21 protein-coding genes are annotated in these 19413 nt (G+C 74.8%); 8 read left to right on the top strand and 13 right to left on the bottom strand.

The genetic code is table 11. From position 1 onward, the window contains the following. Positions 1-286: 286 nt before the first annotated feature. The 6 genes from ABZ573_RS29655 to ABZ573_RS29630 form a co-directional block, all read right to left on the bottom strand. A complete protein-coding gene (locus ABZ573_RS29655) occupies positions 287-559 on the bottom strand; it encodes a DUF4235 domain-containing protein (protein WP_121395419.1) in 273 nt (90 codons plus the stop codon). Continuing rightward, positions 556-906, bottom strand: a complete 351-nt coding sequence (locus ABZ573_RS29650; protein WP_151456904.1) for a DUF3618 domain-containing protein — start codon at positions 904-906, stop codon at positions 556-558. The genes ABZ573_RS29655 and ABZ573_RS29650 overlap by 4 nt, the downstream gene beginning before the upstream one ends. Next, positions 903-1337, bottom strand: a complete 435-nt coding sequence (locus ABZ573_RS29645) for a phage holin family protein (protein ID WP_151456905.1) — start codon at positions 1335-1337, stop codon at positions 903-905. The genes ABZ573_RS29650 and ABZ573_RS29645 overlap by 4 nt, the downstream gene beginning before the upstream one ends. 522 nt (positions 1338-1859) lie before the next feature. Then, positions 1860-3056 carry a mechanosensitive ion channel domain-containing protein gene (locus ABZ573_RS29640; RefSeq protein ID WP_358122304.1) on the bottom strand — a complete coding sequence of 399 codons (1197 nt, stop codon included), beginning with the start codon at positions 3054-3056 and terminating at the stop codon, positions 1860-1862. An 82-nt stretch (positions 3057-3138) separates the two neighbouring features. Beyond that, positions 3139-3960, bottom strand: a complete 822-nt coding sequence (locus tag ABZ573_RS29635; RefSeq protein WP_327027655.1) for a DUF1206 domain-containing protein — start codon at positions 3958-3960, stop codon at positions 3139-3141. Between the two features lie 60 nt (positions 3961-4020). Then, entirely contained in the window at positions 4021-4386 is a 366-nt protein-coding gene (locus ABZ573_RS29630) for a hypothetical protein (protein ID WP_311414303.1), read from the bottom strand. Between the two features lie 91 nt (positions 4387-4477). On the opposite strand from ABZ573_RS29630, the gene ABZ573_RS29625 reads away from it, so the two are divergent. Next, positions 4478-5704 (top strand): cysteine desulfurase-like protein, encoded by a 1227-nt coding sequence (locus ABZ573_RS29625; protein WP_358122301.1) that lies wholly within the window; start codon positions 4478-4480, stop codon positions 5702-5704. Continuing rightward, positions 5701-5988 carry a GNAT family N-acetyltransferase gene (locus ABZ573_RS29620; RefSeq protein WP_151456107.1) on the top strand — a complete coding sequence of 96 codons (288 nt, stop codon included), beginning with the start codon at positions 5701-5703 and terminating at the stop codon, positions 5986-5988. Before ABZ573_RS29625 ends, ABZ573_RS29620 begins: the two co-directional genes overlap by 4 nt. A 32-nt stretch (positions 5989-6020) precedes the next feature. On the opposite strand, the gene ABZ573_RS29615 is transcribed toward ABZ573_RS29620, so the two are convergent. After that, complete coding sequence (locus ABZ573_RS29615) at positions 6021-7517, bottom strand: glycoside hydrolase family 3 N-terminal domain-containing protein (protein ID WP_151456108.1); 1497 nt, start codon at positions 7515-7517, stop codon at positions 6021-6023. A gap of 178 nt (positions 7518-7695) precedes the next feature. Between ABZ573_RS29615 and ABZ573_RS29610 the strand changes: the two genes are divergently transcribed. The 4 genes from ABZ573_RS29610 to ABZ573_RS29595 all read left to right on the top strand — a co-directional run bounded on the left by ABZ573_RS29610 (position 7696) and on the right by ABZ573_RS29595 (position 11216). Beyond that, positions 7696-7818, top strand: coding sequence for a hypothetical protein (locus ABZ573_RS29610; protein WP_255474757.1), 123 nt, complete (start codon positions 7696-7698; stop codon positions 7816-7818). 91 nt (positions 7819-7909) lie between these two features. Continuing rightward, complete coding sequence (locus tag ABZ573_RS29605) at positions 7910-8860, top strand: TIGR03557 family F420-dependent LLM class oxidoreductase (protein ID WP_151456109.1); 951 nt, start codon at positions 7910-7912, stop codon at positions 8858-8860. 152 nt (positions 8861-9012) lie between these two features. Beyond that, entirely contained in the window at positions 9013-10644 is a 1632-nt protein-coding gene (locus ABZ573_RS29600; RefSeq protein ID WP_151456110.1) for a RecQ family ATP-dependent DNA helicase, read from the top strand. A 68-nt stretch (positions 10645-10712) separates the two neighbouring features. Continuing rightward, positions 10713-11216, top strand: a complete 504-nt coding sequence (locus ABZ573_RS29595; protein WP_132236000.1) for a hypothetical protein — start codon at positions 10713-10715, stop codon at positions 11214-11216. A gap of 70 nt (positions 11217-11286) precedes the next feature. On the opposite strand, the gene ABZ573_RS29590 is transcribed toward ABZ573_RS29595, so the two are convergent. Next, positions 11287-12060: an ABC transporter permease gene (locus tag ABZ573_RS29590; RefSeq protein ID WP_225852357.1), complete on the bottom strand. Its 774-nt coding sequence runs from the start codon at positions 12058-12060 to the stop codon at positions 11287-11289. After that, the gene (locus ABZ573_RS29585) at positions 12053-13018 is read right to left on the bottom strand and encodes an ATP-binding cassette domain-containing protein (protein ID WP_358122296.1); all 966 of its coding nucleotides are present in this window, start codon (positions 13016-13018) and stop codon (positions 12053-12055) included. Before ABZ573_RS29585 ends, ABZ573_RS29590 begins: the two co-directional genes overlap by 8 nt. Positions 13019-13086: 68 nt before the next feature. Here ABZ573_RS29585 and ABZ573_RS29580 point away from each other — a divergent pair, with 68 nt between their 5' ends. Both ABZ573_RS29580 and ABZ573_RS29575 read left to right on the top strand, forming a co-directional pair. Then, positions 13087-13878: a TetR/AcrR family transcriptional regulator gene (locus tag ABZ573_RS29580; RefSeq protein ID WP_225852358.1), complete on the top strand. Its 792-nt coding sequence runs from the start codon at positions 13087-13089 to the stop codon at positions 13876-13878. Positions 13879-14031: 153 nt separating this feature from the next. Then, positions 14032-15012 (top strand): helix-turn-helix domain-containing protein, encoded by a 981-nt coding sequence (locus tag ABZ573_RS29575; protein WP_358122294.1) that lies wholly within the window; start codon positions 14032-14034, stop codon positions 15010-15012. A 217-nt stretch (positions 15013-15229) separates the two neighbouring features. Here the strand turns inward: ABZ573_RS29575 and ABZ573_RS29570 are convergent, their stop codons facing one another. The 4 genes from ABZ573_RS29570 to ABZ573_RS29555 are packed head-to-tail and all read right to left on the bottom strand — an operon-like array spanning position 15230 to position 19404. Beyond that, entirely contained in the window at positions 15230-16213 is a 984-nt protein-coding gene (locus tag ABZ573_RS29570; protein ID WP_358122292.1) for a DNA topoisomerase IB, read from the bottom strand. Further along, a complete protein-coding gene (locus ABZ573_RS29565; RefSeq protein ID WP_358122290.1) occupies positions 16197-17150 on the bottom strand; it encodes a glycosyltransferase family 9 protein in 954 nt (317 codons plus the stop codon). Before ABZ573_RS29565 ends, ABZ573_RS29570 begins: the two co-directional genes overlap by 17 nt. Beyond that, on the bottom strand, positions 17147-17848 hold the full coding sequence (locus tag ABZ573_RS29560) for an SDR family oxidoreductase (RefSeq protein WP_151457246.1): 702 nt from the start codon (positions 17846-17848) through the stop codon (positions 17147-17149). The genes ABZ573_RS29565 and ABZ573_RS29560 overlap by 4 nt, the downstream gene beginning before the upstream one ends. Then, positions 17845-19404 carry a PfkB family carbohydrate kinase gene (locus ABZ573_RS29555; RefSeq protein WP_151457247.1) on the bottom strand — a complete coding sequence of 520 codons (1560 nt, stop codon included), beginning with the start codon at positions 19402-19404 and terminating at the stop codon, positions 17845-17847. Before ABZ573_RS29555 ends, ABZ573_RS29560 begins: the two co-directional genes overlap by 4 nt. Positions 19405-19413 lie beyond the last annotated feature (9 nt).

Below are 19413 nucleotides of genomic sequence, written 5' to 3'. Positions count from 1 at the left end.
CTCCTTCTAAAACTGGCGGCCGAGCACGCCGTGCGGCCGATTGGCCGTTTTCGAGCAGCGGTGCCTGAGGCGGCCCCCACGAAGGAGACTTCGCTCAACCCACGCCATCTCTCAACAGCGTGGAACAGCAAACCACGTAGCGAAAACTCTGCACAGAGTACCGGACGAAATTCTTCGACATGTGACCTGACGGGTGCCGAAGATCCGCTGGGTGGGCCCTTGCACCCGCGCGAAAAGACCCCCGCACCAGCGCGCCGGTACGGGGGTCCTTTTCGTCGTCGTCGGGTCAGTCCGGCCAGCTTCCGGTGAACCGGCGTACGCCCACCGCGCCACCCCGGTCGACGGCGGCCCGGACGACCGCGAAGATCGCTCCCTGCAACGCCGCCGCCGCCAGGATCTCGCCCCAGCCGCGGTCCTCGTCGGTGGCGCTGGGCGCCTCGCCGTCGCCCGCCGTCATCTTCCACACCTGCCGGAAGATCGCGCCAGCGACCGTACCGGCGGCGATGCCCATCAATACGCCGACCGGCTTGTACGCGGCCTTTCCGATACCCCTGCTCACCGCTGCCTCCCCCGTACGATCACCAACACGATCAAGGCCGCCACCGCGCCCGCCGCGAGGGCGACGAACGGCGTCGGGTTACGCCGTACGACGGCACCCTTCTCCTGCGCCTGCTCCCGCGCGAGCTGCGCCTTCTGCGCCGCCTGCCCGCGCACCCGGGCCACGGTCTGCGCCGTCTGGTCCCGCATCCGCTCCTTCGCCTGGTCGGCGGAGGACCTCAGCCGCGCCTTGACGTCGGCCTTGGCCGCCAACGCCTCCATCGTCTCCCCCAGCTCGACCCGGGTCCGCCGGATCTCCTCCCGCAGCGCCTCGGTGTCGCCGGTGCCCCGGCCGTTGCCCGTCGTCATGCCCGTCCCCTGTCCTTCACGGCGGCGGCGACCGTGTCCACGTCCGCCCGGACGCTACGGACCGCGGCCTGCGGCACCGGCGGGACCGCCTGGCTGACCTGCTTCTTGCCCACCAGGGCCAGGACCCCGGCCATCGCGAAGAGCACCACCGCGACGATCAGGGCCGCCGCCCAGGCCGGAAGCACCAGGTCGAGCAGCAGGATCGCGGTGGCGACCAGGGCACCCAGGCCGTAGAGCGCCAGCGCCCCGCCGCCGCCGAAGAGACCGATGCCGATACCGGCGTGCTTGCCCTTCTGGGTCAGCTCCGCCCGGGCCAGGGCCAGTTCGTCCCGGACCAGGCGGGAGACCTGCTCCGTGGCCCGCTGCACCAGCTCGGCGGTGGACGGCTCGCTCCCGGTACGGGATGTGCGGGCGTTCGCCACGTCAGCCATGCTGTCCTCCTTTCATCATCACCGCGCTGTATGCCCGGAGTCGCCGCCCGTCAATCCTTCGCTCGGCAGCCGTTGAGCCCGGACCGCCGCGTCCCCGAGCCGCCGCCCGGCGCGGAAGAAGGTGCAGAAGCGTCGCGCAGCAGGTCCCCGCCAAACGCCCGGTCAAACTTCCCGAGCCAGCGCACTCCGCCCGGCCGCCCCACGAGGCACAACCCCGCCCACACCTCCAACGCCCCGGCCCCCCACAGGTCACGACCCACCCACCCTGGCCCCGTGCCCCGCCCTACCCCGTGGCCCCCGCCCCGCCCACCGCTGGGGTCGATCATGCAGTTGTGGTGGGCTTTATCCGAACGATGCCCCTTTTGCGGGGGACCACAACTGCATGATCGACGCCGCGCCTTGGGCCGGGCGCGCCCGGCTTGGGCGGGGCGCGCCCGGCTTGGGCGGGGCGCGCCCGCCCTTGGGGTGTGCGGGGCGCCGCGCAAGGTGGGACCGGGTGAGGTGGTGGTGGGGGGAGGGTGGTCAGCGGCGGGCTTCGGCGGGCTCGTCGGGGCCGACGAAGGCCTCGCTGCGGGCGTCGCCGTCGTCGCTGCCGCCGAAGACCCGCGCGTCGTCGGGCACCTCGGCGTCGTTGAGCCGGCGCACCGGCCGGCGGGGGCGTACCCACTGCCACGCCAGGTTGCTCTCCGCGTCCCCGATCTCGGTACGCATCCGGGGCATGGCGGTCGGCCGGTGGTCCCGGATCCAGGCGACCAGGTGCTCGCGGACCAGGCAGCGCAGGTCCCAGAGGCTGCCGGCGTCGGCGGCGCTCACGAGGGCACGCACCTTGATCGTCCCGCCGGTCGCGTCGGTCACCTGGAGTACGCAGACCCGGCCGTCCCACAGCTCGGTGCCCTCGACGAGGCGGCGCAGCTCCTCCCGCATGGCCTGCACCGGCACCGCCCAGTCGACGTCGAACTCGGCGGTGCCCAGCACCGCCGCCTCGGTGCGGGTCCAGTTCTGGAACGGCTTGCTGGTGAAGTACGAGGTGGGCAGGATCAGCCGCCGGTCGTCCCAGATCTGCACGACCACGTAGCTGAGCGTCAGCTCCTCGATGCGGCCCCACTCCCCCTCGACCACCACGACGTCGTCGAGGCGGACCGCGTCGCTGAAGGCGAGCTGGAGCCCGGCGAAGACGTTGCCCAGCAGGCTCTGCGCGGCCAGCGCGGCGACCACACCGACCACACCGGCGCTGGTCAGCACGCCGGCGCCGATGCCGCGTACGGCCGGGAAGGTCATCAGCATCACGCCCACCGCCAGCACGACGATCACCGCGATCGTCAACCGGCGCAGCATGACCACCTGGGTCCGCACCCGCCGCGCGTGCCGGTTGTCCGGCACGTCCACCCGGAACCGGGCCAGTGCGGTGTCCTCCGCCACGACGAGCAGCGAGGCGACCAGCCAGGCGACGCTGGCGATCACGCCGAGCACCAGCAGGTGCAGCAGCACCTGGCGCCACTGGTCGCCGACCGCGTAGCCGGTGCTGAACCGCACGGCGAACTGGACGGCGACGACGGTGGCGGCGACCTGGATGGACCGGTGCGCGTGGTCGGTGAGCTCGGTCAGCAGCAGCGAGCGCCGACCGACCCGCCGGATCACGCGGTGCGCGACCTCGACCGCGAACAAGGCGATCGCCGCCGCGGCGAGCGCGGCGACGATCGTCCCGAGGTAGCTCTGCACAGGTTCCTTCCTCCTCCTGACGCCGGGCACGTGCTTCGGGCAAAGGCCCAATAGTGCCCGGCGACGCCGGAATCGACCAGGTTCAGACCTTGCGATACCGGGACTGCAGGAAGCAGAAGACGCCGAAGGCGGCGATGCCGAGCGCCACCAGGGTGAGCAGGATCTGGCCGTACGCCTGGTCGCGCAGCGCGCGCAGTGCCGCGTCCAGACCGCGGGCCTTCTCGGGGTCGTAGTTGACGGCGGCCAGGATGATCAGCAGGCCGGAGATGCCGTACGCGACGCCCTTGGCGATGTAGCCGGCCATGCCCAGCCGGCGGGTGAGCTGGCGCGTCCTGGCATTCATCTCACCGGTCTTGAGGTGCTTCTCGAAACGCTTGATCAGCCCGTAGATCACCAGGCCGACGCCGATCGCGGCGAGGCCGAGCCCGGCCAGGCCGACCAGCCAGCGGCCACCGGAGGACTCCATGAGCTTGCCGGTCAGCGCCTCCTGCTGGTCGGCGCTGTTGGAGCCGGCGTCCTTGAAGACCTTGAAGGCCGTCCAGGCGAAGTAGAGGTAGACGACGGTGCGTCCCGCCGAGGCGATCCGCTCCCAGACGCGCTCCTTGCCGCGCTCGGCGCGGTGCCCGACGGCCGCCTCCAGCGCCTGCCAGATCGCCATGGCGAGCAGGCCGACCGCGATGGCGATGACGAGGAACTTGCCCATCGGCTGCTGGGCGAGGGTGCGCAGCGCGCCGGACTGGTCGCCGTCGTCGCCGGCCTTGCCGAACGCGATCTGCAACGCCAGCCAGGCGAACAGGAGGTGCACGATGCCGTAGCCGATGAAACCGACTCTGGCCAACAACTCGAGCCACCTGCTGTTCGCCGTACGGGAGGCGGTGGCTTCGGCATTCCGGGTGAGTGACATGGCGCCTCAATCACCGAATACGAAGATTTCCAAACGTCGGCCACCGCCGCCCCGGTCGGGTCAGTTGCCCGGGTTCCTCGACACCCGGATCTTGACCTCCTGGTCGGTGACGCTGTCGAGCGTCACCGCGAAGCCGCCGACCTCGGTGGCCTGCTGGCCCGTCGTCAGCGACAGCTGCTCGCCGGCGACCTCGACGGTGACCTGGTCGCCCTGCGCGCCGATCAGCTTCGCCTCCACCCCGAGGATGGTGGCGCTGGCGTCCACGCCCCGGTCGAAGGTGACGGTGCAGGCGTCCAGACCGCAGTCGGTGCTGGCGCCCTCGGAGCTGCAGCCGGCGAGCACGGCGGCGCCGAGCGCCAGGCCGGCCAACAGGCCGGCGGCCCGGCGGGTGGGGGTCAGCGGGAAGGCAACACGTCGGTTCGTCACCCCGCCAAGGGTACGAGACGCGGACCACTCCGGCAGGGCGTGATCATCCGCGCAGGTGGGGCGCCCGGGGCGGGGCGTTAGGGTCCCGGGCATGCCGTTCGACATCGCCCGCACCCGGGCCGCCTACCCCGCCCTCGCCGAGGGCTTCGTCCATCTCGACGGCGCCGGGGGCACCCAGACCGCCGCCGGAGTCGTCGACGCGGTCGCCGCCGCCATGCGCGCGGCGGTGGGCAACCGCAGCGCCGCCTTCGCGCCCGGCCGGCGCTCGCTGAAGATGGTGGCCGCCGCCCGCTCGGCCGTGGCCGACCTGCTCGGCGCCGAACCCGACGGAGTGGTGCTGGGGCCGAGCGCCACGGCGCTGACGTACACCCTGGCCCGGACCCTGGGTGCCGGCTGGCGGCCCGGCGACGAGGTCGTGGTCTCCCGGCTCGACCACGACGCGAACGTTCGACCCTGGGTGCAGGCGGCCGAGGCGGCCGGCGCGACGGTGCGCTGGGCCGAGTTCGACCGGGACACCGCGGAGCTTCCGGCGGCCCGCTACGCGGAACTGGTCGGCGAGCGGACCCGGCTGGTCGCGGTGACTGCGGGAAGCAACGCGACCGGCACCGTCCCGGACGTGGCGGCGATCGCCGCGACCGCGCACGCCGCCGGCGCGCTGGTCTGCGTCGACGGGGTGCACTCGGTGCCGCACGGGCCCACCGACGTCGCCGCGCTGGGCGCCGACTTCCTGGTCACCAGCGCCTACAAGTGGTCGGGGCCGCACCTGGCCGCGATGGTGGCCGCCCCGGCGACGTGGGAGCGGCTGCGCCCGGCGAAGCTGCTGCCCTCCTCCGACGCGGTGCCGGACCGCTTCGAGTACGGCACCCCGAGCTTCCCCCTGCTGGCCGGCGTGGCCGCCGCCGTGGACCACCTGGCCGGGCTGGACCCGGCGGCCACCGGGAGCCGCCGCGAGCGGCTGGTCGCCGGGCTGAGCGCCGCGCGGGCGTACGAGGAGTCGCTGCTGGACCGGCTGCTCGCCGGGCTGGCCGCGCTGCCCGGCGTCACGGTGCTCGGCTCCCCCGCCCGGCGCTGCCCGACGGTGTCCTTCCGGCTGGCCGGGCTCTCCCCGCAGCGGACCCAGGAGGAGCTGGGCGCGGCCGGCTTCTGCCTCTCCGCCGGCGACTACTACGCGTACGAGTACTTCCAGGCGATGGGGCTGCGCGACAGCGGCGGGGCGGTGCGCGCCAGCCTCTACCACTACAACACCGCCGACGAGGTGGACGGGTTGCTGGGGGAACTGGACCGGCTCGCCGGTCGCGGGGGCAGAATGGCCGGGTGAGCACCCTGGTCGAGGACAATCCCGCCAAGCACCGGTTCGAGATCCTGGTCGACGACGCGCTGGCCGGGTTCACCGCGTACCTGCCGCGCGGCGAGGTGCTGGTCTTCACCCACACCGAGGTCGACCCGAGGTTCCAGAACATGGGCGTCGGCGCGGCCCTGGTCCGGGGCACCCTCGACCAGCTCCGCGAGCGCGGCACGACGGTGGTGCCGCGCTGCCCGTTCATGGCGGCCTTCATCGGCCGCCATGCCGAGTACGCCGACCTGGTCACCCCCGAGCCGTAGCCCGGGGGCACCGGTCGGGGGTGCGGGGGCGGTCAGCGGCCCGTCAGCAGCGCGACGGCGGCGTGGGCGGCGGCCCGGGTGGCGCCGTGGGTGGCGACGTGGACCGCGCCGGTGACCAGCTCGGGCACGCCCAGTTCGACCACGACCGCGTCCGGGCGGGCGGCCAGCGCACGGCTCACCGAAGCCCGCATCCAGTCGTGCCGGTGCAGGTCGCGCACCACCAGCACCACGCACCGGCCGGCCGCCCCGGCGGTCGGGTCGGCGGGCACGTCGGCCTCGGCGTAGCGGACGGTGGTGGTGCCGGCGAGCAGGTCGGCCAGCGGGGCGGCGAGCCCCCACGGAGTCTCCGGACCGATCGCGATGTTGCGTGGCGGCTCGAACTCGACCACGTGGGCGGGGCCGGTCAGCGGCAGCGCGCCGACGCCGGCGGGCGCGGTGGTGACCCGCAGCGCCCGGCGGGCGGCGGCCAGCCCGACGGCCGAACCGGCGGCGCTCGGGCGGGACCGGGACGGCCGCTCGGCCCGGGCGGCCACCGTCCAGGCGGCGAGCTGTCCCACCCGCTTGGCCGCCTCGGCGAGGCGCTCCTCGGGCAGGTCGCCGGCGACGACCGCGGCGACGATGGCGTCCCGCAGCAGTCGGGCCGTCCCCTCGTCGGCGCGCTCCCCGCCGATGCAGATCGCGTCGGCGCCGGCGGCGAGGGCGCGCACGGCCGTGGCCGCGAAGCCGTACCGGTCGGCGACCGCCCGCATCTCCACCGCGTCGGTGACCACGACGCCGGAGAAGCCCAGCTCGTCGCGGAGCAGCCCGCCCAGGATCCGGTTGCTGAGGGTGGCGGGCAGCTCCGGGTCCAGCGCCGGCACCAGCAGGTGGCCGGTCATCACGGCCTGCACCCCGGCGGCCACGGCGGCCCGGAACGGGGCCAGCTCCACGGCGTCGAGGCGGGCCCGGTCGGCGCCGATCCGGGGCAGGTCGTGGTGCGAGTCGACCTGGGTGTCGCCGTGTCCCGGGAAGTGCTTGGCGCAGGCGGCTACCCCGCCCGACTGGAGGCCGCGCACCCAGGCGGCGGTGTGCCGGGCGACCAGCGTCGGCTCGGCGCCGAAGGCGCGTACGCCGATGACCGGGTTGGCCGGGTTGGAGTTGACGTCGGCGTCGGGGGCGTAGTCGAGGGTGATCCCCAGCGCGGCGAGGTCGGCGCCCAGGTCGCGGGCGACCTCCTCGGTCAGCGCCGGGTCGTCCACCGCGCCGAGGGCGAAGTTGCCGGGCCGGGAGCTGCCCCGGGCGGACTCGATCCGGGTGACGTCGCCGGCCTCCTCGTCGATGGCGACGACGACGTCGGGGCGCTCGGCGCGCAGGGTGGCGGTGAGGGCGGCCACCTGCTCGGGGTCGACCACGTTGCGGGCGAAGAGCACCACGGAGCCGAGGCCCTCGCCGAGCCAGCGGCAGATCCAGGGTGGCGGCGTGGTGCCGACGAAGCCCGGCTGGAGGACGGCGGCGGCCAGGGCCGTCAGGCTCCCGTCGCGCCCGCTCACGCCGGCCCGCCGGTGTGGTGGCTGATGTGTCGCTCGCTCATGCGGTCGTCGTACCCCCGTCTTCTCCGCGCCCGGCGGCCCGCCACCGGCGGCGGTGCTGACATGGTCACACCGTGCGCAGAAATAGTCAATAAACCTTACAGTTGTCGTCGGGCGCGGAGCTGGGGACAGTTCGGGGATGGATCCCCTGCTGCTGGCCGACGCGACGAGCCCGGCCGACATCCCCGGCGTACGCCTGCTCGGCCTGGTCGTCGGCGGCCTGTTGCTGCTCGCCGCGATCCGCGCGATGTTCCGGCGCTGAGGCGCCGCCCGGCGCCGGCACCGCGGTTCGACGGCGGCCGTCGGGGTACCGCCTGCCTCGTTGGACCGGTACGACACGGCGAGGGGGAACGATGAGGATCGGCTACTTTCTGTCCACCGAGGAGTACACGCCGGCCGAGCTGCTGGAGCAGGCGCGCGGCGCGGAGCGGGCCGGCTTCGAGGCGCTCTGGATCTCCGACCACTACCACCCGTGGACGGACGCGCAGGGGCAGAGCCCCTTCGTCTGGTCGGTGATCGGCGCGCTCAGCCAGGTCTGCCGGCTCCCGGTCACCACCGCCGTGACCTGCCCGACCGTGCGCATCCACCCGGCCGTCCTGGCGCAGGCGGCGGCCACCAGCGCGGTCCTGCACTCCGGGCGGTTCGTACTCGGGGTGGGCAGCGGCGAGGCGCTCAACGAGCACATCCTCGGCGACGCCTGGCCGCAGGCCGACGTCCGGCTGGAGATGCTGGAGGAGGCCGTCAACGTGATGCGCGAGCTGTGGCGGGGCGGCTTCGTCAACCACCACGGCAAGCACTACACCGTCGAGCACGCCCGGATCTACACGCTGCCGGACACTCCCCCGCCGGTCTACGTCTCGGGCTTCGGCCCCAAGGCCGTCGACCTCGCCGCCCGCATCGGCGACGGCTTCGTCAACACCTCGCCCGACGCCGAACTCGTCCGGCGGTTCCGGGAGAACGGCGGCGGCGACAAGCCGTGCCAGGCCGGCTTCAAGGCGGCGTACGCGCAGACCGAGGAAGAGGGCGTGCGGATCGCGTACGAGCGCTGGCCGAACGCCGGGGTGCCCGGTGAGCTGTCCCAGGTGCTGCCGTCGCCGCGGCACTTCGAGCAGGCCGGCCAGCTGGTCCGGCCGGAGGCGATGAAGGAGGCCTTCGTCTGCGGGCGGGACACCGACGCGCACCTGGCGAAAATCGACCAGTACGCCAAGGCCGGCTTCGACGAGGTCTACGTGGCCAACACCGGCCCGAACTGGCAGGGCCTGCTCGACCTCTACCAACGCGAGGTGTTCCCCCGCGTACGCTGACCGCCCCGCTCGCCGGGGCGCCCGGAGAACGGCCGGGCGCCCCGGCGGCGGGCGCGTTCGGCGGGCCGCCTCTGCGGCGGCGACACGGCGGCGACGGGATCACGTCAGCCGCCGGTTTCGCCGCTGATCGCCGGGGGTACCTCCGGCCCTCGATGAAACTGTCCACGCACTCCACGACACTGCGCCGCGCGGCCAAGAGCCTCTTCGGCTGGACCGCACTGCGGCCCCACCAGTTGGCCGCCATGCGGGCGGTCATGAAGCGCCGCGACGCCCTGGTGGTGCTGCCCACCGGCGCCGGCAAGTCGGCGATCTACCAGATCCCGGCCAGCCTGATCCCTGGCCCGACCGTGGTGATCTCCCCGCTGCTCGCCCTCCAGCAGGACCAGATCGCGGCCCTCAACGAGCGGCAGCGGCCGGAGCTGCGTGCGGTGCGGATCAGCTCGAACGAGTCGGCCGCCCAGCAGGCGCAGGCGATCACCGAGATCCGCGAGGGGCGGGCCGAGTTCCTCTTCATCACCCCGGAGCAGCTCGCCAACCCGGACCGGATGGCCGAGGTGAAGTCGCTGAAGCCGGCGCTGGTGGCGATCGACGAGGCGCACTGCATCTCCGCCTGGGGGCACGACTTCCGCCCCGACTACCTGGCGCTGGGCCACCTCATCGACGGCATCGGCCGACCCCCGGTGGTGGCGCTGACCGCCACCGCCTCACCGCCCGTACGCGACGACATCATCGCCCGGCTGCGGCTGACCGAGCCCGAGGTGGTGGTCTCCGGGCTGGACCGGCCGAACCTGTTCCTCGAGGTGGCGCACTGCCCCACCGAGGACTACCGGTGGCGGCGGCTGCTCGCCCTGCTGAGCGACGACACCCGGCCCGGCATCATCTACGTGCCCACCCGGCGCTCCGCCGAGGAGCTGGCGGCCCGGCTCACCGACGCCGGTTACCCGGCCCAGTACTACCACGGCGGAATGGCGGCCGGGCCACGCGCCGAACTGCACGAGGCGTTCCTCGCCGACCAGGTGCCGATCATGGTCGCCACCTCGGCCTTCGGCATGGGCATCGACAAGCCGAACATCGCCTGGGTCGTCCACATGGCACTGCCGGACTCGCCGGACAGCTACTTCCAGGAGATCGGGCGGGCCGGCCGCGACGGCGCCCCGGCCCGGGTGCTGCTGTTGTGGCAGGGCGAGGACGTCGGGCTGCAACGCTTCTTCAGCGGCGGCCTGCCGAACGCCGACGAGCTGCGCGACCTGTCCGCGCTGCTGCGCAAGAAGGCACGGAACAAGAAGGAGCTGCGCGAGCTCACCGGGCTCGGCCCGCGCAAGCTCGGCCAGTACCTCGCCCTGCTGGAGCAGGTCGGCGCGGCCGAGCCGAGGGCGAAGCAGCGCATCGGCGTCCCCCGCTACTCCCCCGCGCCCGTGGACGCCGCCGCGGCGGCCCTGGCGGAGGCCGAGCGGCAGCAGACCGTGACCCGGTCGCGTACCGACATGATGCGGGCCTTCGCCGAGACCACCGCCTGCCGGGGGCAGACGCTGCTGGCCTACTTCGGTGAGCAGATGACCGAGGTCTGCGGGCACTGCGACAACTGCCACGCCGGCACCAGCACCCCCGACGACGGCGCGGTCGGGCCCTTCCCCGTGCACAGCCAGGTCCGGCACCCGGAGTGGGGGCACGGCCTGGTGCTGAGCTACGAGGAGGACCGGATGACGGTTCTCTTCGACGAGGTGGGGTACAAGACGCTGTCCGTCAGCGTGGTGTCCGAACAGGGCCTGCTGACCCTCGACTAGCCTGAGCCGGGCACCGCTGGCCGGGGCCGTGGACGACGAGCGACATCAGTGCGGAAAGGGGCTTTGCCGTGATCGAGCAGCCGGCGTACACCGGATTCGGTTTCTCCGACGAGGAGTGGGGGCTGTTGGTCGGCCTGCCGCAGTCGGTGCTGACCGCGGCGAGCGCCGCCGAGTCCGACGGCACCCGACGCACCATGGCCGAGAACGCGGCCGGGCTGGAGACCATCGCCGCCGGCCGGGAGTCGGCCAGCCCGCTGGTCGCGGCCGTGGCCGGCGAGATCGTCACCCGGGTGGGCGACCCGGAGGCCGGCGAGGAGATGCCGGTCATCGCGCCGTCCGACCCGCGCGCCTACCTGGAGGACGTGCTGGGCCGGGCCAGGGAGGCGGCGGTGCTGCTGGCCGCCCGGACGGACGAGGGCGAGGCCGGCGCCTACAAGCACTGGCTGGTGGAGATCGCCGAGCAGGTGGTGGGCGCGGCCTCCAGCGGCGGCATCCTGGGCCTCGGCGGTGACGTCGTCAGCGACTCCGAGCGGCGCTTCCGCGACCGGCTCTCCCAGGTGCTCAACGACTGACGCGCAGACGACGACGGCGGCACCGGACGAGGTCCGGTGCCGCCGTCGCGTACCCCCGAGGTGGTGGCGGTCAGGCCACACGGCGGCGGAACAGCACGGCGGTCAGGGGCACCGAGACGGCCAGGACGCCGAGGCACCAGGCCACCGCCAGGGCCGGGGCGGTGCCCGTCGGGGTGCCCAGCAGCAGGGCGCGCAGCGTCTCGATGACGGGCGTGACGGGCTGGTGGTCGGCGAAGCCGCGGATCCAGCCCGGCATCGTCTCCACCGGCACGAAGGCGCTGCTCGGGTACGGCAGGAACATCGCCAGGAAGGTGAAGCCGCTGGCGGCCTCCGGGGTGCGGGCCAGCAGGCCGAACGCGGCCGACAGCCAGGACACGGCGAGCAGGAAGAGCAGCAGCACCCCGAACGCGGCCAGCCAGCGCAGCGGGTCCACAGCCGGGCGGAAGCCGATGGCGACGGCGAGGGCCAGCACCAGCACGGTGGAGACGGTGTTGCGGGCGATGCTGGCGGCGACGTGCCCACCGAGGATCGCGGTGGCGCTGACGTCCATCGTGCGGAACCGCTCGATGATCCCGTTGGTCAGGTCGGTGGTCACGCTGACGGCGGTGGTCGCCGCGCCGAAGCTGGCGCAGAGCAGCAGGACGCCGGGCACGACGTAGGTGACGTAGCGGGTGCCGGTGTCGATCGCGCCCCCGAACAGGTAGACGAAGAGCAGCATCAGCAGCACCGGCAGCAGCAGCGAGGTCAGCAGCGCGTCGACGTTGCGCCGGGACAGCCGTACGCAGCGCGCCATCATGACGAGGGCCTCGCCGGCACGGGTCGGTCGCAGGGTCAGCTCAGACACCGGCCGCCTCCCGTCGGGCGGGCACCGGGTCGCCGGTGAGGGTGAGGAAGACGTCGTCCAGGGTCGCCTCGCGGACGGCGAACCGGGCGAGCCCCTGCCGGTCGGGATCGACCTCGTCGAGCAGCTGGCGGATCTCCGGCGCGCCGCCGTCGGTGGCGACCGCCAGCTCCAGCCGGGCCGGGTCGCGGTGCGTCACGCGCCCGCCGAGGCGGTGCGTCGCCTCGGCGAAGCTCCGCGCGTCACGCAGCGTCAGCTCCAGCCGGTGGGCGCCGAACCGGCGCTTGAGGTCGCCCGCGCTGCCCTCGGCGGCCAGCCGGCCACCGTGCAGCACCGCGATCCGGTCGGCGAGGCGGTCGGCCTCCTCCAGGTACTGCGTGGTGAGCAGCACGGTCACCCCGGCGCCGGCCAGCTCGGCGACCACCTCCCACAGCCCCTGCCGGCTGCGCGGGTCGAGGCCGGTGGTCGGCTCGTCGAGGAAGATCACGGACGGCTGGCCGACCAGGCTGGCCGCGAGGTCGAGCCGGCGGCGCATCCCGCCGGAGTAGGTCACCACCCGCCGGCCGCCGGCGGCGACCAGGTCGAAGCGCTCCAACAGGTCCGTGGCGCGCCGCCGGGCGGCGGCCGGGGCCAGCCCGGCCAGCCGGGCCATCATGTGCAGGTTCTCCGCGCCCGTCTGCTGGTCGTCGAGCGCCGCGTGCTGGCCGGCGAGGCTGATCGCCCGCCGGACCCGGCTCCGGTCGCGGACCACGTCGTGGCCGTCCACGCGGGCCACGCCCCCGTCCGGCGTGGTGAGCGTGGCCAGGATCCGGACGGTCGTGGTCTTGCCCGCCCCGTTCGGGCCGAGCAGGGCGTGCACGCTGCCCCGGGCGACCCGCATGCTCAGGCCGTCGAGCACCGCCACCCCGCCGTACGACCTGCGTAGGTCGACGGTCTCCACCGCCGCGTCTGTCACTCCCATCGCCCCTCACTCTCCGCTTTCTGCGTACGTCATACGCTGTTCTGCGTGCACCATACGCAGAAGCTAGGATGACGGTCAACACCGCGTACCGGGAGGTGAGGATGAGCGACGCCGACGTCGAGCTGCCGGAGAGCATCGAGCTCGCCTGGGGCCTGCGGGAACGACCCGGCAAGGGACCCCGGCGCAGCCTCACGATGCGGCAGGTGGTGGCCGCCGGCATCCGGGTGGCCGAGGCCGACGGGCTGCCGGCGGTGTCGATGAGCCGGGTCGCCGGCGAGCTGGGCGTGGCGACCATGTCGCTCTACCGCTACGTCTCCGCCAAGAACGACCTGCTGGAACTCATGGCCGACACCGCGTACGGGGACCCGCCCGCGCCACGCGCCCCGGGCGAGGGCTGGCGGCCGGCACTCGCCCGCTGGGCGCTGGCCAACATGACGGCCATCCACCGCCACCCGTGGATCCGGCAGGTCCCGATCAGCGGCCCGCCGCTGGGCCCCAACCAGGTGCGCTGGATGGAGCAGGGGCTGGCCGCCCTGCACGGCACCGGCCTGCACGGCATCGAGCGGCTTTCGACGATCATGCTGGTCAGCGGGTACGCCCGGAACTGGGCCACCCTCACCGCCGACCTCGACGAGGCCGCGGCGCGCGAACAGCTCGACCCCGACGACGCCGGGATGCGGTACTGGCAGCAGCTCGCCCTGCTGACCCGGCACGGCGCCTACCCGTCGATCCGGGAGCTGCTGGCGGAGAGCGCCGAGGGACAGCAGGACGAGGTGTTCGACACGGAGTGGCAGTTCGGCCTCGACCGGATCCTCGACGGCGTCGAGGTGCTGATCCAGGGCCGGACGGCCACGGCCTGACCCGGCCCCGTCGACCGGGGGCCCGGGGCGGGGCGGGCGCCGGGCCGGAAGCGCGCTGGGCTGGGCGGGAGCCGGGGCCGGGAAACGCGCTGGGCGGGGCGGGCGCCCACGATGGACAATGGGCACCGGACCGGCGCGAGGACGGGGGAGCGGATGCTTCGGCCGACCGTCGTCGACACCGAGCAGGTGCCGGCGGCCGAACGCTTCGACATGTGGCTCGACCTCGTGGCGCGTACGGCCTCGCCGCTGCGGATCCGCACCGAGCACGCGCACGACTTCACCGCCCGGGCGGAGATCGTCGAGCTCGGCCCGATCCAGGTGGTCAACTACCGATACCCGTCGCTGGAGGGCGTCCGGACGCCGAGGCTGGGGCGCGAGTCGGCCCCGGAGATCTACACGCTGGCGCTCACCGTCGACGGGGACGGCGCGGCCAGCCAGGCCGGCCGGAGCAGCGTGCTGGGGCCGGATGAGTTCATCTTCTACGACGGGTCGCGGCCGCACGGGGTGCGGCACCTCGGCGACGACGACGGCCGCGAACCGGCCCGGTCCGTCGTGGCGCTCATCCCGCACGCCGCGCTGCCACTGTCACCGGACCGGCTGGCGCCGCTGCTCGGTGGCCGGATGTCGGGCACCGAGGGGATCGGCGCGCTGCTCGCCCAGTTCCTCCTCCAGATCGCCCACCATCCCGAGCAGTACCACGCCGCCGACGCCACCCGCCTCGGCGCCGTCGGGCTCGACCTGGCGTCCACCATGCTCGGTCGGCACCTGGTGGCCGAGGACGTGGTGCCGGCCGAGGTCCGCAGGCGCGCCCTCGTCACCCAGATGCGGGCGTACATCCAGCGGCACCTCGGGGACGCGACGCTGAGCCCGCAGGTGGTGGCGGACGCGCACCACGTCTCGCTGCGTACCCTGCACCGGCTCTTCGCGGCCGAGGAGTCGACGGTCGCGTCGTACATCCGGGAGCTGCGGCTGGCGCGGTGCCGGCACGACCTCGCCGACCCGGGCCTGCGCGGCCAGCCGATCCAGGCGATCGGGGCCCGCTGGGGCTTCCCCGACAAGGCGCACTTCAGCCGGATCTTCCGCAGGGCGCACGGCGTCGGGCCGCAGGCCTGGCGGGCCGGCCAGGCGGAGTGAGCGCGGCACGGAGAGTCAACCCGGCGGCGTCCACGGTCAACCCGGTCCGGGCAGACTGACGTCGAGGTGACCGATCCCTGCCTGCCCCGGCGCCGGCCGGGATCGGACCGCCGACGGGGGCCGTGGCGAGCCGCCCGCCGCCACGGGGGAGGCGGGCGGTCGCCCGGTGACCGGACCGGCCCCGGCGCCCCCGCTCAGGAGTGGCGCCGGGGCCGCCTCAGGCGTCCTCCAGCAGTTCGAGCACGATCCGCTCGGCCTTCTCGCGGGGCGTCGCGGGGTCGACCGGGGCCACCACGCCGTCGTGGAAGAGGTCGACCACGCGCGGGTCGACGTAGGACGTGCGGGCCACAGTGGCGGTGTTGCCGAGCAGTTCGGCGACGTCACGCATCACCGCCGCGACCGCCCGTTTGCCGGCGGTCGCCGAGCGCGGCGGGCCCACCGTCGCCAGTTCGGTCGCCGCCCGCACCGTGGCGTGCCAGGTGCGGAAGTCCTTCGCCGTCATCTCCCCGCCGCTGGCGTCCCGCAGGTACTCGTTGACCTCGTCGCTGCGCACGTCGCGCCAGTCCCCGCCGTCCCGGTAGCCGAACAGGCGGTCGGCCGACCGGCGCTGGCGGCGCAGGTTGACCAGCACCTGGCACAGCTCCGGGTCCTCGATGCGACGCACCTGCTCGACGCCGCCCTTGGCGGGGAACTCGAACACCACGCAGCCGCCCCGGGACCGGGCGTGCTCGGGGCGCAGGGTCGACACCCCGAACGTCGGGTCGTCGCCGGCCGCGTACTGGTCGCTGCCGACCCGGAACGTGCCCATGTCCAGCAGCCGGGTCACCGTCGCCAGCACCCGGTCGCGGTGCAGTCCCCGGCCGGACAGGTCCCGCCCGACCCGCTCGCGCAGCACCGGCAGCCGGCGGGCCACCTCCAGCACGTGGTCGAACTTCGCCTCGTCGCGCCTCTCCCGCCACGTCGGGTGGTAGAGGTACTGCTTGCGCCCGGCCGCGTCGATGCCGATGGCCTGGATGTGCCCGTTCGGGTACGGACAGATCCACACGTCGCGCCAGGCGGGCGGGATCACCAGCTCACGCAGCCGGCCCAACCGGTCGGGGTCGCGGACCGGCTGCCCGGACGGGTCCAGGAAGAGCCAGCCCCGGCCGCGCCGGCGTCGCCCGTACCCCGGCCTGCCCGGATCACTACGCCGCAACCGCACGGGAGACCCGCACCGCCCGTTCCACCTCGTCCACGGCGGTCACCACCTCGTCGACCCCGATGGCCGCCAGCGTCGGATGGCTCCCCACCCCCTCCCACCTTGGCGAGCCCTGTCCACCCGCCCACAGCGCCCGGTGCCGGGGCCGGCCCGGCGGCGGCCCCCACCGCGCCGGGGAGACCGGGCCGAAGAGCACCACCGACGGCGTGCGGTAGCCGGTCGCCAGGTGCGCCACGCCCGTGTCCCCGCTGACCACCAGGCGGGCGTACGCCACCAGCGCGGCCAGCCGGCCCAGGTCCGTCCGGCCGGCCAGCACCGCGTCGGCGGGCAACCCCGCGGCCTCCGCGATCCGCTGCGCGGTGGCCCGCTCGTCGGGGCTGCCGGTGAGCACCACCCGGTGCCCCCGGGCGGCCAGTTCCCGGGCCAGCGCGGCGAAGCGTCCAGGCGGCCAGCGCTTCGCCGGGATCTTGGAGCCCGGGTGCAGCACGGTCATGCCGGTCGGGGCGCCGCCGGGGGCCGGGCGCCGCAGGTCCAGGTCGGTGCGGTCGGCGGGGATGCCGTACCAGTCGAGGAGCCGGCACCAGCGGTCGACCTCGTGTTCGTCGTCGCGCCATTCGGGGCCGTCGTGGTGGCCGGCCTCCGGGCTGGTGTAGGCGAGCAGCCGACCGGGACGGGTGCCGGCGAGCATCCGGTGCGACTCGGGCCCCCGGCCGTGCAGGTTCACGGCGACGCGCGGCGTCCCCAGGGCCGGGTCGGGGCGACCGAGCCCGTCCGTGGGCACCAGCCGGTCGACGCCGCCGACCAGGTCGACCAGCGGCGCCAGCCAGCCGGGTGCCGCGAGGACGAGGTCCCGGCCGGGGTGGGCGGCACGCAGGGCGCGCAGGGCCGGGACGGCGGTGGCGAGGTCACCGACGCCGAGGGCGCGCAGGGCGAGGATCACGGGTAGGAGGTCTCCTGGTCGGCGCAGACGACCATCTCGCGGACCGCGCAGCCGGCGGGTTGGGACAGCGCGAACATGACGGCGGCGGCGGTGTCGGCGGGGTCGTTCAGGACGGCGTCGGGACCGGGCTTGTACGCGGCGTCGCGCTCGTCGAAGAAGGCCGTGCGCATGCCGCCGGGGATGAGCAGCGTGACGCCGACCCTGCCGGCGAGTTCGGCGGCGAGGGCCCGGGTGAAGCCGACGACTCCGAACTTCGCGGCGCAGTACGCGGTCGCGTCGGCCACGGCCTTCACCCCGAGCGTGGAGGCGACGGTGACGATGCTCCCCCGGGAGGTCTCCAGGAAGGGCAGGGCAGCCCGTACGACGGCCGCCGTGGCGAACAGGTCCACGGCCACGATCCGCTCCCAGGTCTCGCCGGGGGTGTCCGCCAGCTTCCCGGGCACGTCCATCCCCGCCGCGGTGACCACCGCGTCCAGCCCGCCCGAGCGCTCGGCGAGCTGCCGGGTGGCGGCCTCCGCGGCGCGGGTGTCGGCCAGGTCGCACTCCACCCACGGCACCCCGTCGGCGGGCGCCTGCCGGTCCAGCACCAGCGGACGGCCGCCGGCCCGGGCCACGGCCGCGACCACGGCGGCGCCCAGGCCGCTCGATCCGCCCGTGACGAGCACGGTGCGCCCCGCGCCGGGCGACCCGGCGCTCATCGGGTGCCCTCCGCCGTCGTCGGTCCCGCGAGGCCGGCCCGCGCCCGTTCGGGCTCGCCGCCGGGTCTCGCCGGCGCGCCACCGGGAGCGGGACCGGCCGGCGGCACGGTGTCGGTGAGCGGCGGCCCGACGAGCGGCACGGCGGTGCCGGTGGAACGGGCGGCGGCGATCAGCCCGGTCGTGGAGCGGCCGTCCAGGTACGGCACCACCACGGCGTTGCCGCCCCAGCGGCGCAGGACCTCCGCCTCGGGCAGGGCGGGCTCGCCGCCGTCACCGGCGTAGTCGCCACCCTTCACCCAGACGTCCGGCCGCAGCCACGACAGCGCCGCGTTCGGGGTGGCCTCGTCGAAGATCATGACCGCGTCGACGCAGCTCAGCGCCGCGAGCAGCCGGGCCCGGTCGCCCTGCGGGATCACCGGCCGGTCCGGGCCCTTCAGCCCCGACACGCTCGCGTCGGAGTTGAGGCAGACCACCAGGCAGTCGCCGAGCTGCCGGGCGGCCTGCAACGTCGCCACGTGCCCGGCGTGCAGCAGGTCGAAGCAGCCGCCGGTGGCCACCACCGTCCCGCCGGACGCGCGTACCGCCGACACCACGCCGGCGGCCGCGGCCACGCCGACGCGCTCGCCGCCGGGGCCGGAGACCGCCGGCGGCAGCGGACGCGCCGCCCGCGGCAGCGCCGTCGCCACTCCCCCGCCGGCCACGTACGCCGACGCCTCGGCGACCGCCTCCTGCACCGCCTCGGAGACCAGCGCCCCCTGCGCCAGGGCGAGGCTGGCGGTGGCCGCGAACCGGTCACCGGCCCCGCAGGTGTCCCCCTCGGCGACGGCCGGGGCGGGCACCACCATCGGCGTCGCGCCGGCGTGGCAGAGCAGCGCCCCGTCCCCGCCCAGGGTCACCGCGACCGCGCCGGCGCGCCAGCGCTGGCGCAGCCCCTGGGCGCCCCGCGCCGCCGTCGCCAGCCGGGTCGCTCCCGGCGCGACCGTGACCAGCTCCCGCACCTCGGACTCGTTGGGGGTCACCAGGTGCACCCCCGGAACCGCCGCCGGTCCCCGCGGATGCGGGTCCCAGAGCACCGGCGCCCGGGTGGCGGCCAGCGCCGCCCGCAGCGCGGGCTGCCGGGCGACGCCCCGGCCGTAGTCGCTGACCAGCACGGCGGAGGCCCGGGCGATCACCCGCAGCGCCGCCTCGGACGGTTCGCCGGGCGTACCGGCCGCGCCGCCCCGGTCGTGGCGCAGCAGCACCCGGCCCCGGGCGCGCAGCCGGACCTTCTCCGGCGTGCCGCCGCGCAGCCCGAGGGGATACACCTGCACGCCGGCGTCGGTGAGCAACGAGGCGAGCCGGGCACCCCCCGCGTCGTCCGCCAACGCGGTCACCAGCACCACCTCGGCGCCCTGCGCGGCGGCGAAGACCGCGGCCAGCCCGGCGCCACCGGGCCGGTCGACGTGCGCGGTCTCGTCCAGCACCGGCACGGGCGAGTCCGGGCAGAGCCGGTTCACCACCCCCTCGACGTCCCGGTCCAGCAGGGTGTCACCGACCACCACGACGGGTCCCCTCACGCTGCCCTC

The sequence above is a fragment of the Micromonospora sp. NPDC007220 genome, assembly GCF_040634035.1.
In the GTDB taxonomy this organism is placed as follows: Bacteria; Actinomycetota; Actinomycetes; order Mycobacteriales; family Micromonosporaceae; genus Micromonospora; species Micromonospora reichwaldensis.
This window is presented reverse-complemented; position numbering and strand designations above follow the sequence as displayed.

Bases quoted from the DNA above. Each gene is read 5' to 3' on its own strand.
- ABZ573_RS29650 (WP_151456904.1), bottom strand. From the start codon at position 906: ATGACGACGGGCAACGGCCGGGGCACCGGCGACACCGAGGCGCTGCGG.
- ABZ573_RS29645 (WP_151456905.1), bottom strand. From the start codon at position 1,337: ATGGCTGACGTGGCGAACGCCCGCACATCCCGTACCGGGAGCGAGCCG.
- ABZ573_RS29635 (WP_327027655.1), bottom strand. From the start codon at position 3,960: ATGTCACTCACCCGGAATGCCGAAGCCACCGCCTCCCGTACGGCGAAC.
- ABZ573_RS29625 (WP_358122301.1), top strand. From the start codon at position 4,478: ATGCCGTTCGACATCGCCCGCACCCGGGCCGCCTACCCCGCCCTCGCC.
- ABZ573_RS29610 (WP_255474757.1), top strand. From the start codon at position 7,696: ATGGATCCCCTGCTGCTGGCCGACGCGACGAGCCCGGCCGACATCCCC.
- ABZ573_RS29605 (WP_151456109.1), top strand. From the start codon at position 7,910: ATGAGGATCGGCTACTTTCTGTCCACCGAGGAGTACACGCCGGCCGAG.
- ABZ573_RS29600 (WP_151456110.1), top strand. From the start codon at position 9,013: ATGAAACTGTCCACGCACTCCACGACACTGCGCCGCGCGGCCAAGAGC.
- ABZ573_RS29585 (WP_358122296.1), bottom strand. From the start codon at position 13,018: ATGGGAGTGACAGACGCGGCGGTGGAGACCGTCGACCTACGCAGGTCG.
- ABZ573_RS29580 (WP_225852358.1), top strand. From the start codon at position 13,087: ATGACGGTCAACACCGCGTACCGGGAGGTGAGGATGAGCGACGCCGAC.
- ABZ573_RS29575 (WP_358122294.1), top strand. From the start codon at position 14,032: ATGCTTCGGCCGACCGTCGTCGACACCGAGCAGGTGCCGGCGGCCGAA.
- ABZ573_RS29560 (WP_151457246.1), bottom strand. From the start codon at position 17,848: ATGAGCGCCGGGTCGCCCGGCGCGGGGCGCACCGTGCTCGTCACGGGC.